Source organism: Candidatus Methylomirabilota bacterium (genome assembly GCA_036001065.1).
Taxonomy (GTDB): domain Bacteria; phylum Methylomirabilota; class Methylomirabilia; order Rokubacteriales; family CSP1-6; genus MNEF01.
The window spans coordinates 1-13357 of the sequence record DASYUQ010000069.1 but is presented as its reverse complement, the minus strand read 5'-3'; the positions used below and the strand labels follow the sequence as shown (position 1 = coordinate 13357).

14 protein-coding genes are annotated in these 13357 nt (G+C 69.6%); 13 read left to right on the top strand and 1 reads right to left on the bottom strand.

The genetic code is table 11. The features are described 5' to 3' along the window. Positions 1–249, top strand: a 249-nt coding sequence (locus VGV13_06025) for a GIY-YIG nuclease family protein (protein HEV8640639.1), incomplete at its 5' end; no start/stop codon positions are given. Here the strand turns inward: VGV13_06025 and VGV13_06020 are convergent. Continuing rightward, positions 246–1484, bottom strand: a complete 1239-nt coding sequence (locus VGV13_06020) for a Zn-dependent hydrolase (protein HEV8640638.1) — start codon at positions 1482–1484, stop codon at positions 246–248. The genes VGV13_06025 and VGV13_06020 overlap by 4 nt on opposite strands. Before the next feature lie 93 nt (positions 1485–1577). Between VGV13_06020 and VGV13_06015 the strand changes: the two genes are divergently transcribed. The 12 genes from VGV13_06015 to VGV13_05960 all read left to right on the top strand — a co-directional run. Beyond that, positions 1578–2774 carry an acyl-CoA dehydrogenase family protein gene (locus VGV13_06015; protein HEV8640637.1) on the top strand — a complete coding sequence of 399 codons (1197 nt, stop codon included), beginning with the start codon at positions 1578–1580 and terminating at the stop codon, positions 2772–2774. Between the two features lie 78 nt (positions 2775–2852). Then, positions 2853–3992, top strand: a complete 1140-nt coding sequence (locus VGV13_06010) for an acyl-CoA dehydrogenase family protein (protein ID HEV8640636.1) — start codon at positions 2853–2855, stop codon at positions 3990–3992. A 347-nt stretch (positions 3993–4339) separates the two neighbouring features. Beyond that, positions 4340–5149, top strand: coding sequence for a hypothetical protein (locus VGV13_06005; protein ID HEV8640635.1), 810 nt, complete (start codon positions 4340–4342; stop codon positions 5147–5149). Positions 5150–5154: 5 nt separating this feature from the next. Beyond that, positions 5155–6639 carry a benzoate-CoA ligase family protein gene (locus tag VGV13_06000; protein ID HEV8640634.1) on the top strand — a complete coding sequence of 495 codons (1485 nt, stop codon included), beginning with the start codon at positions 5155–5157 and terminating at the stop codon, positions 6637–6639. Beyond that, positions 6639–7070 carry a thioesterase family protein gene (locus VGV13_05995; GenBank protein ID HEV8640633.1) on the top strand — a complete coding sequence of 144 codons (432 nt, stop codon included), beginning with the start codon at positions 6639–6641 and terminating at the stop codon, positions 7068–7070. The genes VGV13_06000 and VGV13_05995 overlap by 1 nt, the downstream gene beginning before the upstream one ends. Next, positions 7063–7893 (top strand): extradiol ring-cleavage dioxygenase, encoded by an 831-nt coding sequence (locus tag VGV13_05990; GenBank protein HEV8640632.1) that lies wholly within the window; start codon positions 7063–7065, stop codon positions 7891–7893. The genes VGV13_05995 and VGV13_05990 overlap by 8 nt, the downstream gene beginning before the upstream one ends. A 194-nt stretch (positions 7894–8087) precedes the next feature. Further along, positions 8088–9266: an ABC transporter substrate-binding protein gene (locus VGV13_05985; protein ID HEV8640631.1), complete on the top strand. Its 1179-nt coding sequence runs from the start codon at positions 8088–8090 to the stop codon at positions 9264–9266. Positions 9267–9333: 67 nt separating this feature from the next. Beyond that, positions 9334–10245, top strand: coding sequence for a branched-chain amino acid ABC transporter permease (locus tag VGV13_05980; protein ID HEV8640630.1), 912 nt, complete (start codon positions 9334–9336; stop codon positions 10243–10245). A 228-nt stretch (positions 10246–10473) separates the two neighbouring features. Next, the gene (locus VGV13_05975; protein ID HEV8640629.1) at positions 10474–11421 is read left to right on the top strand and encodes a branched-chain amino acid ABC transporter permease; all 948 of its coding nucleotides are present in this window, start codon (positions 10474–10476) and stop codon (positions 11419–11421) included. Continuing rightward, the gene (locus VGV13_05970; protein ID HEV8640628.1) at positions 11414–12169 is read left to right on the top strand and encodes an ABC transporter ATP-binding protein; all 756 of its coding nucleotides are present in this window, start codon (positions 11414–11416) and stop codon (positions 12167–12169) included. Before VGV13_05975 ends, VGV13_05970 begins: the two co-directional genes overlap by 8 nt. Further along, positions 12169–12870, top strand: coding sequence for an ABC transporter ATP-binding protein (locus tag VGV13_05965; GenBank protein ID HEV8640627.1), 702 nt, complete (start codon positions 12169–12171; stop codon positions 12868–12870). The genes VGV13_05970 and VGV13_05965 overlap by 1 nt, the downstream gene beginning before the upstream one ends. 82 nt (positions 12871–12952) lie before the next feature. Further along, a partial coding sequence (locus tag VGV13_05960; GenBank protein HEV8640626.1) for an MBL fold metallo-hydrolase occupies positions 12953–13357 on the top strand: 405 nt, incomplete at its 3' end.

Here is a 13357-nt window from a genome sequence, read left to right as displayed (position 1 = left end):
GATCAACGGCTCTACACCGGAACGACGCACGACCTCCGCACCCGAATCAAGCTGCACGCTGACGGAAAGGTGCGCGCGACCGCTTACCGACGGCCACAGGTACTCGTGTACTACGAGGCCGGCCTGAGTGGCGATGATGCGGTTCGCCGGGAACGGTTCTTGAAGACGGGGAAGGGTAAACGCTTCTTGCGCAACCGCCTCGCGTCGTTCCTGGCCAGATTTAGTACTAACAAGTTGGAACGGCACTAGTTGGCGAGGGCGAGCAGCGAGTGCAGCAGCACGTTGGCGCCGTGCTCGATGGCGGTCCAGTCGCTCATCTCGTCCACGCGGTGGCTGCGCCCGCCCTGCGAGGGAATGAAGATCATCCCCGCCTCGGTGATCAGCGTCAGATTCTGCGCATCGTGGCCGGCGGCCGAGTAGAGGCGTTGCCATTTGAGGCCGAGCGTCCCACAGGCTCCCTCGATGGCGGCCTGCACGCGTGGCGAGCAGCGCGCGGGCCTCGTCGCCGACATCGACCGGATCTCGACCTCGATGCGGCGCTCGCGCGCGACCCGTTGGGCCAGCGCGGCACACTCGGCCGCGAGCCGGTCGAGCACGTCGGGCTCCGGGTCGCGCATCTCGTGGACGAGCTCGGCGCGTCCCGGCACGATGTTGGACGCGCCGGGGTGGACGTGGACGACGCCGAAGTTGGTGACGCTGCGGCCGCTGCCCCGCGTGACGACGAGGTCGCGCGCCTGCAGCGCGAAGTCGGCGGCCGCCAGGAACGCGTCCCGGCGGCGTTCCATGGGCGTCGTCCCGGCGTGGTCGGCCTGGCCCGTGAAGACGACGCGCGAGCGCCGCACGCCCACGATGGCCTCGACGACGCCGATGGCGATCCCCGCCTCCTCGAGCCGCGGCCCCTGCTCGATGTGCAGCTCGACGTAGGCGGCGACCGATCCCGGCGGCGCCTGGGCCTCGCCGGCGCGAAGGGCGTCGAAGCCCGCCCGCCTCATCGCCTCGAGCAGGCGCTCGCCGTCCACGGCGGCCATCTCGGGGATGCGGGCGATGTCCAGGGTGGCGCAGAAGGCGCGCGAGCCGAAGAGGCTGCCGTACCGCCCTTCCTCGTCGCTCCAGGCGGCGACGGCCAGGGGGTGCCGCCGCGGGGCGCCGGCCTCGCGGATCGTTTGAAGACACTCGAGCCCGGCCAGGACGCCCAGCGCGCCGTCGAGGATGCCGCCCTCCGGCACGGTGTCGATGTGCGAGCCGGTGAGGATCGCCGGGGTGTCGGGGGCGAAGGCGCGAGCCCCGAGGGCGCCGAAGACGTTCCCGGCCGGATCCACCCACGACTCCAGGCCGGCCTGGCGCACCTCGGCGAGGAGCCACGCGCGCGCCTGCTCGTGCGGCGGGCTCCAGGCCGGCCGGGTGACGCCGCCCCCCGGCAGCGCGCCGAAGCGCGCGAGCGCGCCGATGCGCGATCTCAAGCGCGGCAGCCGGATTTGAATCACGGAAGGGCCAGTATAGCGCTTGACGAAGCCTGCATGACGTTCCTACAATGAATCACCGTTCAGTCCGTCGCTGGCGCCCTCCGGGAGGGACACTTGGATTTCTCGCTGACCCCTGAACAAGAAGCGTTCCAGACGCACGTGCGCGCGTGGCTCAAGGCCAACATGCCGCCCGAGTGGACCGAGCGTCTGGTCGCCAGCTCCGATATCCCCCGCCCCGAGGCCTACGACGTCCTCCGCCGGTGGCAGCGCCAGCTCTACGAGGCCGGGTTCATCGGGCTCACGTGGCCCAAGGAGTACGGGGGCCGCAGCCTGACCTTCATGGAGGAGATGATCCTCCACGAGGAGATGGCGCTGGCCAAGGCGCCGCCGATCCTCAATGTCCTGGGCGTGGGCATGGCGGGGCCGACGATCGTCGCCTACGGCAGCGAGGCGCAGAAGAAGCGGTACCTGGCCAGGATCCTGTCCTGCGAGGAGATCTGGTGTCAGGGCTATTCCGAGCCCAACGCCGGCTCGGACCTGGCGGCGCTGCAGACGCGGGCGGTGAAGGACGGCGAGCACTTCGTGGTCAACGGTCAGAAGGTCTGGACGTCGCTGGCCCACGTGGCCGACTGGATGATGCTGCTGGCCCGCACCGATCCCGCCGCCCCCCGGCACAAGGGGATCACCTACTTCCTGCTCGACATGCACTCGCCGGGCGTGACGGTGAAGCCGCTCCGCCAGATCACCGGCGACCCCGAGTTCAACGAGGTCTTCTTCGACAACGTCCGCCTGCACGAGTCCCAGGTGCTGGGCGGCGTCAACAACGGCTGGCAAGTCGGGCTGACGACGCTGATGTACGAGCGTCTGGCCCTCGGCTTCGGATTGCAGGTCAGGCTGCGCATCGCCCTGGATGGCCTCATCGAGATGGCGCGCCGGATGGAGAAGCACGGGCGGGTGACCACCAAGGACCCGCTCATGCGGCAGAAGATCGCCCAGCTCTGGATCGACACCGAGTGCCTGAAGCTGACGGGCGCCCGCGCCATCACGCGCCTGCTGCGCGGCGAGATCCCGGGGCCCGAGGCCTCCACCGGCAAGATGGGCTGGGTCGACACGCACCAGCGGCTGCAGGAGATCGCCATGGAGATCCAGGGGCCCTACGCGCAGCTGCCGCGCGGCTCCGACTGGGCGGTGGAGGGCGGCCTCTGGCAGTACAGCTTCCTCCGCTCGCGCGCCAACTCCATCGAGGGCGGCACCACCGAGGTCCAGAAGAACATCATCGGCGAGCGCATCCTCGGCTTGCCCAAGGGGTAGAGGTCGTGCGAGCCGCAGGGCGCCCGGGCAGCCGCAGGCGGACCGCGCCCGAGGCGAGCCTGTGAAGGGGTAGGGACAATGGACTTCGGCTTCAGCCAAGAGCAAGAGATGCTCCGCGCCACGGCGCGGAAGTTTCTGGAGAACGAGTGCCCGTCATCGTACGTGCGCGATCGCATGATCGAGCCGGCCGGCACGACCGACGAGTTCTGGGCCAAGCTCGCCGAGCAGGGGTGGCTGGGCCTGATCTATCCCGAAGAGTACGGCGGGAGCGGGCTCGGCTTCGTCGATCTCACCGTCCTGATGGAGGAGATGGGGCGGGTGGTGATGCCGGGGCCGTTCTTGTCCACGGTGCTGCTGGGGGGGCTCGCGATCTTCGAGGCCGGCTCGACCGAGCAGAAGAAGGAATGGCTGCCGAAGGTCGCGGCCGGCGAGGCCAGGGTGGCCCTGGCCTGGACGGAGCCGAACGCGCGCTGGGACGCCGGGGGCGTGACGGCCGCCGCCAAGCCGGCGGACGCCGGGTTCGTGCTGTCCGGCACCAAGCTCTTCGTCCTGGACGCCCACCTCGCGGACGTGCTCGTCGTCGTGGCCCGGACGACGGAGGGCAAGCAGCCCGAGCAGGGCGTGAGCCTCTTCCTCGTCCCCAAGGGCGCGGCCGGGCTCGAGGTCAAGCTGCTGCCCACCATGGACCAGACGCGCAAGCTCTGCGAGGTCGCGCTCCACGACGTGCGGGTGCCGTCCTCCGCGCTGCTGGGGCCGAAGGACGGCGGCTGGCCGCCGCTCGGCCGCGTGATCGAGCGGGCGACGGTGGCGCTCTGCGCCGAGATGTGCGGGGGCGCCCAGAAGGTCCTCGACATGACCGTCGAGTACGCGAAGATCCGCATCGCCTTCGGCAAGCCGATCGGCGCCTATCAGGGCGTCAAGCACAAGGCTGCCGACATGCTGGTGGACGTCGAGAACGCCAAGTCGCTGACGTACTACGCCGCCTGGGCGGTGGACGAGAACGGGCCGGAGGCCGCGCTGGCCACCTCGATGGCCAAGGCCTATGCCTCCGACGCGTACCGCAAGGTGGCCGCTGCCGGCATCCAGCTCCACGGCGGCATCGGCTTCACCTGGGAGCACGACCTGCACCTCTACTTCAAGCGGGCGAAGTCCTCGGAGCTCACCTTCGGCGACGCCACGCATCACCGCGAGAGGGTGGCCCAGCTCATCAACCTCTAGACTCGGAGGGGGGCTTCGAGACTCGGAAGGGGGGCTTCGCCCCCCTTCCGATGCCTCCCCCCAGGTTCCGATTGCGCGGGCAAAGCCCGCGCTCGAAACGCCCCCACTTCACGGCGCGGCGAACGACCTCTATATTGGCGGTGCGATGAGCGCCCCGACGCCGGTCGAGCCCAAGCCGGCCGCCTCCGTGCTCAGGATCGGAGGGGGCCGCGACGGCCCCCTCCGAGGCCTCCCCCCAGGGCTCGATTGCGCCGGCGAAGCCGGCGCTCGAGATTGCCCGCTCCCCGGCGCGGCCGGCGGCTCCTACTATAGGCGTCCGAAATGACTACCCTCTATAGGCGTCCGAAATGACTACCCTGACGCCGGTCGAGCCCAAGCCGGCCGCCTCCGTGCTCCTGGTCCGGCCGACGCCGCGTGGCGCCCCCGAGCCGCTGGAGGTCTACATGATCCGGCGCCAGAAGTGGATGAAGTTCCTGGGCGGCTACTACGCGTTTCCCGGCGGCAAGGTGGATCCTTCCGACGGCTCGCCGCAGAGCCTGGAGTGCTGCTACGGCCTGTCCCCCGAGGCCGCCGAGACGATCTTCCCCGGCGGCGACCTGCCGGCGCTCGCGTACTGGGTGACGGCGGTGCGCGAGCTGCTCGAGGAGAGCGGGCTCCTGCTGGCCTGCGACGCGCAGGGGCGGCCGATCGACGCCCGCCAGCCGCGCGTCGCCGATGCCATCGAGCGCGTGCGCAAGGCGGTCATGGACGACGAGGCCCCCTTCGCGGTGCTGCTCGCGCGGGAAAGCTGGTCCTGCGACCTGCGCCCACTGCGCTACCTCTCCCACTTCATCACGCCCACGGCCAGTCCGATCCGCTTCAGCGCACGCTTCTTCCTCTGCCCGTTGCCGGCCGACCAGGCCCCGCGCCTGTTCACCGAGGAAACGTCGGAGGGCTTCTGGATCGCGCCCGGCGAGGGCTACCGGCGCTTCCGGGCGGGCCAGATGGCCATGGCCGAGCCGGCCGAGTACGGGCTCGGCTACCTGGCCCAGTTCGAGTCGCTGGACGCGTTGTGGGCGGCGCACGCCGACGGCCGCCACAAGTTCCACGGCATCATCGACCGCATCGACCAGTTCTGGAAGAACTTCGACTGGAAGGCGAGCCGCTGGCGGCGGTGACGTCGATGGCCAACGCCGTCACCGCCTTCCTCGACGACCGTCTGGCCGCCCGCCAGGGCGACCGATCCGCAATCGTCACACCGTCCGCGACGAGCACGTATGGCGAGCTTCTCACCGCCGTCAATCGGACGGGCAACGCGCTGCGCGCCCTCGGCGTGGAGCCCGAGCAACGCGTGGCGCTGCTGCTGCCCGACGGCGTCGAGTGGGCGGCCGCCTTCTTCGGCGCGCTCCGGATCGGCGCCGTGGCGGTGCCGCTCAACACGCGTCTGGCCCCCGCCGACTTGGTCGCCCTGCTCCGCGACAGCCGGGCGAAGGTTCTCGTCGGCGACGCCGGGCTCGTGGCGCCCCTCCGGCCGGCGCTCGCCGAGCTACCACGGCTGAAGGTGATCGAGCCGGAGGATCTCCTGCGCGGCGGGGCGCCTGCGCTCGATCCCGAGCCGATGAGCGACGACGACATGGCCTTCTGGCTCTACACCTCGGGGACGACCGGCGCGGCCAAGGCGGCGGTGCATCTGCACCGCGACCTGCTGGCGTGCCGTCACTACGGGCTCCACGTCCTCCGGGCGACGGCGGGGGACCGCGTCTTCGCGACCTCCAAGCTGTTCTTCGCCTATGCCCTCGGCAACGGGCTGCTGATCCCGCTCTACGTCGGCGGCCAGACTTTTTTGCATCCGGCCTGGCCGGACCCGGCGATCGTCGCCGCGGCGATGACCCGCTTCCGCCCGACGCTCTTCTTCTCGGTGCCGACCTTCTACGCGCGCCTGCTGCGCTCCGACCTGCCCCGGGCAACGTTCGCTTCCCTCCGTTGCGCGGTGTCCGCCGGCGAGCGGCTGCCGGAGGAGGTCTACCGGGCGGTGCGCGAGCGCTTCGGTCTGGAGATCCTCGAGGGCATGGGCGCGACGGAGACGATCTTCATGGTGCTGTCGAATCGACCAGGTGAGAGCCGCGCCGGCTCGTCGGGCACGCCGGTGCCCGGCACCGAAGCCCGGCTCCTGGACGGCGACGGCCGCGAGGTGGCCGAGGGCGCTGAGGGCGTGCTGCATGTGAAGACGCCGTCGGCCAGCCCCTTCTACTGGAACCGGGCGGAGCAGTCGCGGCGCGCGTTCGTCGGTGAGTGGTTCAGGACCGGCGACGTCTACGCCCGCGACGCCGAGGGTTTCTATCACCATCGCGGGCGGGAAGACGACCTCTTCAAGGTCGCCGGGATGTGGGTGGGGCCGGGGGACGTCGAGGCGGCCTTGCTCGCCCATCCCGACGTGGCCGAGGCGGGCGTGGTGGGCGCCGAGGACGAGAGCGGGCTCACCAAGCCCTTCGCGTTCGTCGTACCCAAGGCGGGGGCGGATGCCGCGTTCGCCGGAGCGCTGGCGCGGCTGGCGGAGGAAAAGCTCGCCCCCCACCAGCGCCCCCGTCGGATCTTCGTCGTCCCGGAGCTCCCGCGCACGGCCACCGGCAAGCTCCAGCGCTTCCTCCTCCGCGCGCGCGTTCGCTGATGCCGACCCACACGACCACCGTCCGCGTGCGGTGGAGCGAGTCCGATCCCGCCGGCATCGTCTTCTACCCGCGCTTCTTCGAGTGGTACGATCTCGGCACCGAGGCGATGTTCGAGTCGCTGGGGCTGCCGTGGCCGGAGCTGTTCCCCAAGTACGACATCGTCGGGGTGCCGATCGTGGAGTCGGGAGCCACCTTCCTGGTGCCGGTGCGCTACGGCGATGTCGTGTCGATCCGGTCCAGTGTCGCCTGGGTGAAGGAGAAGACCTTTCGGATGGAGCACGAGATTTCGGTGGGGGGCACTCTCCGCGCGCGCGGCTTCGAGATCCGCGCCTGGGTGGGCCGCCCGGACACGCCGGGCGGGCGGCTTCGGACCAGGCCGATCCCCGAGGAGGTCGCCCGCCGGCTCAAGGAGGGAGCCAGCCATGGGTGAGCTGATCGCGGTCTACCTCACGGTCCACACGCCCCGCTACTGCACGTACGAGGCGGCCTTCGCCGGCAAGCTCGCGCACCCCGACTTCCAGGCCGTGCGCGACGGGCTCGTCGAGCAGGGCCGACAGCTGGCCGGCGTCCAGCCCGACGTCGTCGTCATCAACTCCTGCCACCTCGTCGCCACCTTCCCCACGGTCGTCGACGGCACCCCGCGACATCGCGGCATCCTGACGGCGCAGGAGGCCCCCGAGCTGATCCATGGCGTCGAGTACGACTTCCCCGGCGACTACGAGCTGGCTGCGGCCATCATCGACCGCGGCCGGGCGGCCGGTCACCTGTGCACGCTGGCCGACGACGTGCACTACCCGTTGGACTACGGAACCGTCATGCCGCTCGTGTGTTATCTCGACCGGACCCAGCGGATTCCCGTGGTGCCGGTGTCGGTCACGCTGGCCAACGACCTGGAGGAGTGCTTCATGTGGGGCCAGTACGTCGTGCGGGCGGCGCGCGAGCGCCGGCGCCGGGCGGCGTTCGTCGCCAGCGGCAGCGTCAGCCACAAGCTGGTCCGCGGTCCCGAGCGGTGGCCGAGCCCGGAGGACCAGGAGCTGGACCACCGGTTCGCGCGCATGCTGGCCGACGGCGAGTACGAGAAGCTCCGGGCGTGGCTGCCGGAGTACGTGGAGACGGTGGAGGCGGAGATGGGCGGGCGGCACCTGGCGATGATGCTGGGGGCGCTCCTCGAGTCCGGCCGGCGCTTCGCGGCCACGCTGCACGCCTACGGGCCGTCCTCCGGCAGCGGCAACTACGTCATCTCCATGTTCTAGTGCCGTTCCAACTTGTTGATACTAAATCTGTCCACGAACGACGTACACGGTGCCTTCCTAGGCGCGAATAGTTGGAACGGCACTAGGCGGGGCGGGCGGCTGGATTGGCGCGGCCGGTTCTGCTAAAATCCCGCCGCCCTCGAGTCCTATAACGCCCCGTGCGTGTCCCGCACGGGGAGCGAGAGGAGATAGTCGTGCGCACAACCATCCGTGCCCTTCTCGTCGGCCCCCTCGTCGGTCTGGTGGTGGTCGGCCAGGCCCTGGCGGCCGAGACCGTGAAGATCGGGTTCATCACCTCGCTCTCGGGGCCGGCCGGTATCATCGGCGAGCACATGAAGAACTCCGTCGAGCTGGCCCTCGACCACCTGGGGCGCAAGGTGGGCGGGCTCGACGCCGAGATGATCTACGGCGACGACCAGCGCAAGCCCGATGTCGGCAAGCAGCTCGCCGACGAGATGCTCAAGAAGCACAAGGTTCACTTCGTCAGCGGCATCATCTGGTCCAACGTCATGCTGGCCGTGGCCCCCACCGTCACCCAGGCCGGCACCTTCATGATCGGCACCAACGCCGGGCCCCACGAGCTGGCTGGCAAGATGTGCAGCGAGTTCTTCTTCACGACCTCCTGGCAGAACGACCAGACGCCCGAGGCGATGGGCAAGTACATGAGCGACCAGGGCCTCACCGACGTGTACGCCATGGCGCCCAACTATGCCGCCGGCAAAGACATGATTTCGGGGTTCAAGCGCTACTTCAAAGGACGCGTCGTGGACGAGGTGTACACCAAGCTCGGCCAGCAGGACTATCAGGCGGAGATCAGCCAGATCCGGGCCAAGAGTCCCAAGATCGTCTTCGTCTTCTATCCTGGCGACATGGGCATCCAGTTCTTGAAGCAGTACGCGCAGTCGGGCCTCCGCGGTCAGATCCCGCTCTACTCGGTGTACACGGTGGACGAGATCTCGCTCCCCGCGGTGAAGGAGGCGGCGCTCGGCCAGTTCGAGACCCGCTACTGGAGCCCGGATCTCAAGAACGAGGCGAACCAGAGGTACGTGGCCGACTTCAAGAAGAAGTACGGCAAGATGCCGGTGTTCTACGGGGCCCAGAGCTACGACGGCATCATGTTGATCGACTCCGCGGTGCGGGCGGTCAAGGGCGACCTCGCCAACAAGAAGGGCATGATCGCCGCCATGCGGAAGGCCGATTACAAGTCGACTCGCGGCAAGTACGCGTACAACGTGAACCACTTCCCGATCCAGAACTTCTACCTGCTCCGGGCGGTGCAGGCGCCGGACGGCGAGATCGTCATGCAGACCCAGAAGGCGGTGTTCGAGAACCACAAGGACGCCTACCACCAGGAATGCGGGATGAAGTGGTAGTCGCGTCCGCGGTGCGGCAGGCGGGGCGCGGGATCACCGCGCCCCCTTTTTTTGGGCCCGCGCGATGATCCTCCTCGTCCTCGAGCAGACCCTCAACGGCCTGCAGTACGGTGTCATGCTGCTCCTGATGGCCGCCGGGCTGACGCTGGTCTTCGGGATCATGAACCTGGTCAACCTCGCCCACGGCTCGCTCTATATGGTCGGGGCCTACCTGGCCACCGGGTTCCACCAGTGGACGGGATCGTTCCTGGTAGCGGTGCCGCTGGCGCTGGCCGCCACGCTGGTGGTCGGCATCGTGGTGGAGGTCGTTGCCCTCCGGACGCTCTACGAGCGGGACCACCTCGATCAGGTGCTGGCCACCTTCGGCCTGATCCTGTTCTTCAACGAGCTGGTCGCGATCGTCTGGGGGCGCGCCGCGCTCTACACGAGCCTGCCCGGGTGGTTGAGCGGGCACATGCTGGTGCTCCCCGGCGTGCGTTACCCCGTGTACCGCGCCCTGGTGATCCTGGTCGGCCTGGTGGTGGCGGCGCTGCTCTACCTGATGGTGACCCGGACCCGGCTCGGCATGCTCATCCGGGCCGGCGCCAGCAACCGGACCATGGTGGCCGCGCTGGGCGTCAACATCCGCCTGCTCTACACGGTGGTCTTCGGCTTCGGCGCCGCGCTGGCCGGCCTGGCCGGGCTCATGGCCGGTCCCATCTACGCCGTCCAGCCCGGCATGGGCGAGCAGATCCTGATCCAGGTCTTCGTGGTGATCGTCATCGGAGGCATCGGATCGATCCGCGGCGCGGTGATCGGCGCGGTCATCGTGGGCATGGTGGACACGCTGGGCCGCGCGTTTCTGAAGCCGATGCTGAGCACCGTGCTCTCGCCCTCGGCTGCCGACACCGCCGGACCCGCCCTGGCCTCGATGCTGATCTACATGCTGATGGCCGCCGTGCTGGCCGTCCGCCCCCAGGGCCTGTTCCCGGTCCGCTAGCGGTCTGTCGGTGAAAGGCGCTAGCTCACTGCAAGCACTGCTTGCCGTTTCGAGCGCCGGCTCTGCCGGCGCAACCCTGCCTGGGGAAGGTGTCGGAGGGGGCCGTCGAGGCCCCCTCCGACTAAGCTAGCGGTCTGTCGGCAAATGGCGCAAGATCACTTCAGCCACTGCTCGACTATGGACCGCGGAGGGGGCCGTAACGTCCGCCCCCTCCGATGAGCTAGCGCGATGGCGCGATCGCCGCGGGCGCTCACGCTCGCCGCCGGCGTCCTCGGGCTGGCGCTGGTGCCGGTGGGGGCCGAGCTCCTCAACCAGCCCTTCTACGTGGACCTGTTCCGGCGCATCATGATCTTCGCCATCGCCGCCCTGAGCCTGGACCTGATTCTGGGCTACGGCGGCATGGTCAGCTTCGGGCACGCCGCCTACCTCGGGATCGGCGCCTACGCGGTGGGCGTCCTCACTCACCACGGCATCGCCAACGGCTACCTCCAGTGGTCGCTGGCGATCCTCGGCTCGGCGCTGGTCGCGCTCGCGATCGGGGCCGTCTCGATCCGAACCAGCGGCGTGTACTTCATCATGATCACGCTGGCCTTCACCCAGATGCTCTATTACCTCGGCATCAGCATCGAGGAGTACGGCGGGGACGACGGCATGCGGCTGGCGGTGCGGAGCCAGTTCCCCGGCCTGCTCGACCTCCGGAACGGGACCGCCTTCTACTACCTGGTCCTGGCCATCCTCCTCCTGTTTCTGCTCCTGGGCCAGCGGCTGGTCAACGCGCGCTTCGGCATGGTCATCCGGGCCGCCCGGTCCAACGAGCCCCGGGCCCGGGCCATCGGATTCTCGCCCTACCGCTACAAGCTGACCGCCTTCGTCATCTCCGGGGCGATGTGCGGCCTGGCCGGCGCGCTGCTCGTCAACCATACCGAGTACCTCACCCCCGAGTTCATGCACTGGACGCGCTCGGGCGAGATCATGTTCATGGTGATCCTGGGCGGCATCGGGACCCTGATGGGTCCGGTGCTCGGCGCCGTCGTCTTCCTGTTGCTGGAGGACGTGCTGTCGGCGTGGACCGTACACTGGCAGATCATCCTCGGACCATTGCTGGTGCTGGTCGTGCTCTTCGCCAAGAAGGGGCTGATCGGGCTCGTGCCGGAGGAGGCGCCACCCGGTGGATGAGCCCCTGCTGCAGGTCCGGGGACTGACCAAGAGCTTCGGCGGGCTCATCGCCACCAACCGGATGGACCTGGACGTCGCGGGGGGCGAGACCCACGCCGTCATCGGCCCCAACGGCGCCGGCAAGACGACGCTCATCAGCCAGCTCTCCGGTGATCTCCGGCCCGACGCCGGCCTGATCCGCTTCGTCGGTGAGGACATCACGCACCTGGGAGCGCCGGCGCGGTCGATGCGGGGCCTCGCCCGGTCCTTCCAGATCACCAGCATCTTCAAAGACTTCACCGCGCTCGACAACGTGGCCCTCGCCGTCCAGGCGCACGCGGGGTCGAGCTTCCGCTTCTGGCGGCCGGCCCGGCGCGAGCGGGCCGTGCGCGAGCCGGCCCTGGAGATCCTGCGAACGGTCGATCTCGCCGAGCGCGCCGACGTCATGGCCGCCAACCTCGCCCACGGCGAGCAGCGCCAGCTCGAGATCGCCATGGCCCTGGCCACCCGGCCGCGCCTGCTGCTGCTCGACGAGCCGGTCGCCGGTATGGGGCTCGACGAGTCCCAGCGTATGATCCGGTTTCTTCAGTCGCTCAAGGGCCGGCAGACCATCCTGCTGGTAGAGCACGACATGGACGCGGTCTTCGCGCTCGCCGACCGCATCTCGGTGATGGTGTACGGGCGCATCATCGCCACCGGGCCGCCCGAGGAGGTGCGGATGAACCCCGAGGTCCGCCAGGCATACCTGGGCGAGGACACCCTCGTCTGATGCTGACCGTCGACGCCCTGGAGACGGCCTACGGCGACAGCCAGGTCCTGTTCGGCGTGAGCCTCGCCGTGCGGCCCGGCGAAGTGGCGACGCTGCTCGGGCGGAACGGCATGGGCAAGACCACGACCGTGCGCTCCATCATGGGCATCCTGCGCCCGCGGGCTGGGGAGATCCGCTTCGAGGGCCGTCCCATTCACGGCCTGCCGCCGTACCGGGTGGCCCAGGCCGGCCTCGGGCTCGTGCCGGAGGGGCGCCAGGTGTTCCCGAACCTCACGGTCCGCGAGAACCTGGTCGCGACGGCGTCCAACCGCCGCGGCAACCCCGATCCCTGGACGGTCGACCGGGTGTTCGCCCTCTTTCCCCTGCTCGCCGCGCGCCAGCGCGCGCTGGGGGGGTCGCTCTCGGGCGGAGAGCAGCAGATGCTCGCCATCGGACGGGCCCTCATGACCAACCCGCGCCTGCTCATCCTCGACGAGGCCACCGAGGGGCTGGCCCCGCTGGTGCGCGTGGAGATCTGGCGCTGCATCGAGCGCCTGAAGGCGAGCGGGCAGTCCATCCTCCTCGTGGACAAGAATGTGCGCGCGCTCACCCGCGTCGCCGACCGGCACTACATTCTCGAGAAGGGGCGTATCGTGTGGACGGGGACGTCGGCCGAGCTGGCGGCCAGCGAGGGCATCCAGCACCGCTATCTCGGTGTTTAGCTCGGAGGGGGGCTTCGCCCCCCTTCCGAAACCTCCCCCCAGGAGGGATTGCGCGGGCGAAGCCCGCGCTCGAAACTGCGCCATGAGCTGGATCGATCCCGCGTTCCCGCAGACAGCGACGCCCAGCGAGCTGGTGGGGCGGGTGCTGGGGCTCAACCCCGGATGGATGACGGGGCCCGGCACCAACACCTACCTCGTCGGCCGTCGCGACCCGCTTCTGATCGACACCGGCGCCGGCGTGCCGGAGTACCTGCCGCTCCTGGAGCGGTATCTCGCCGAGCGCGGCTGGCGCCGGCCGTCACGCATCCTCCTCACGCACCGGCATCACGATCACCTGGGCGGCGTGGCCGCGCTGCGCGCGCGCTTCCCCGGCGTACGTGTCTTCAAGAGGCTCCACCGCGACCCGGCGCTGCCGGAGGGGATCGAGGATCTCCGCGACGGCCAGGCGGTGGAGGGCGACGGCCTGACGCTCATCCCCGTCTCCACG

What these genes read in the sequence shown, in the direction of transcription:
- VGV13_05965 (HEV8640627.1), top strand. Translation starts at nt 12,169, where the DNA reads ATGCTGACCGTCGACGCCCTGGAGACGGCCTACGGCGACAGCCAGGTC.
- VGV13_06005 (HEV8640635.1), top strand. Translation starts at nt 4,340, where the DNA reads ATGACTACCCTGACGCCGGTCGAGCCCAAGCCGGCCGCCTCCGTGCTC.
- VGV13_05990 (HEV8640632.1), top strand. Translation starts at nt 7,063, where the DNA reads ATGGGTGAGCTGATCGCGGTCTACCTCACGGTCCACACGCCCCGCTAC.
- VGV13_06010 (HEV8640636.1), top strand. Translation starts at nt 2,853, where the DNA reads ATGGACTTCGGCTTCAGCCAAGAGCAAGAGATGCTCCGCGCCACGGCG.
- VGV13_05975 (HEV8640629.1), top strand. Translation starts at nt 10,474, where the DNA reads ATGGCGCGATCGCCGCGGGCGCTCACGCTCGCCGCCGGCGTCCTCGGG.
- VGV13_05995 (HEV8640633.1), top strand. Translation starts at nt 6,639, where the DNA reads ATGCCGACCCACACGACCACCGTCCGCGTGCGGTGGAGCGAGTCCGAT.
- VGV13_06000 (HEV8640634.1), top strand. Translation starts at nt 5,155, where the DNA reads ATGGCCAACGCCGTCACCGCCTTCCTCGACGACCGTCTGGCCGCCCGC.